1 pseudogene is annotated in these 1,198 nt (G+C 34.7%); it reads left to right on the plus strand.

What is annotated here, in order from left to right:
* Nucleotides 1–400: 400 nt before the first annotated feature.
* Nucleotides 401–1,198: pseudogene (locus RH85_RS01530) on the plus strand (hybrid sensor histidine kinase/response regulator); the annotation flags it as partial.

The raw sequence follows: 1,198 nt of genomic DNA on the forward strand, positions 1-1,198 counted from the left end.
TTCTTAGCTCTCCAGGGGAAAGTTGATAAATGTGTTGCTTTAAAGCTTCAAATTCACCTTTATTCATAGGCGGCTCAATAGATGTTGATAATTAATATCAGTATCATTACTTGAACCTTTCTAGCAAATTCGATTTGTTATCGAATAGAAGTTTTTTCTTTATTTGTGAACTTTCGCCCTCTGAGGCATCGGTTAAAATGGCTTCAAAGGTTAATTACTTTATTCGAACTGATGTGATATTGAACCCACAAACAAAAATGTCGGATTGTTTTTTTAAAGTGTATGTATAAAATCCCAATAATTTTCAATTACTTATTGTGACTGACGTGTGCTCTAATGTGCGCTACTAAAAACTCACTTCATTGAAGTGAGCTTTTTGTCAATATGAAAGATAACTAGAATGAATGCTATCCGAAAAGTTTATCAGTACGCAGAGCCAAATCTTACCTTAGTTGGTTGGTTGGGTTTCGTTGGCTTCCTAATTTATTACCTAGTATGGGCATTTATATACCCACAATTTTATGAAAACTTGCCACTGAGGATTTTCTGTTCATTTTTGTTTTTTGGTATTATTTTCCGCAATCAATTACCATTTGAGTGGCGTAAGTATTTACCTGCTTATTATCAAATTACCGTTACCATTTGTTTACCTTGTTTCTTTTTCTATATGTTGCTCATGAACGGTTGGTCGACTGTTTGGGTTATGTCTTTTATGGCTGCGATATTTTTACATATATTATTGACTCATATTACTTGGGTCATGTTTACTCAGACGTTCGTTGGTATTGTATTAGCAACCATTCTTGCATTGTTCACGCAAGGTTCTAATATTGAACTCACGATGGATTGGGCGCATGTGCCAATATTTTTGTTTATTTATTTGTTTGGTAATTTATTTTATTTCCGAAACCAAGTTGAGCACGAGGCAAAAATATCTTTAGCTAAATATTTTGGGGCAGGCATTGCTCATGAAATGAGAAACCCGCTCAGTGGGTTGCTGACTTCGATTGATGTGATTCAGTCTGTGTTACCCAGTAAAAAAGAAGAAAAAAAAGGGCAATATTTACTGAGTGATAGAGAGGTAGCTCTGTTACGTGATGTTAGTGATGATGCCATTAAAATAATCTACTCAGCAAATGAGACGATAGATTTACTTCTTACATCAAATAGATGAGAACCGAGTTTCACGCTCGACATT

This window comes from Vibrio ichthyoenteri ATCC 700023, from assembly GCF_000222605.1.
In the GTDB taxonomy this organism is placed as follows: Bacteria; Pseudomonadota; Gammaproteobacteria; order Enterobacterales; family Vibrionaceae; genus Vibrio; species Vibrio ichthyoenteri.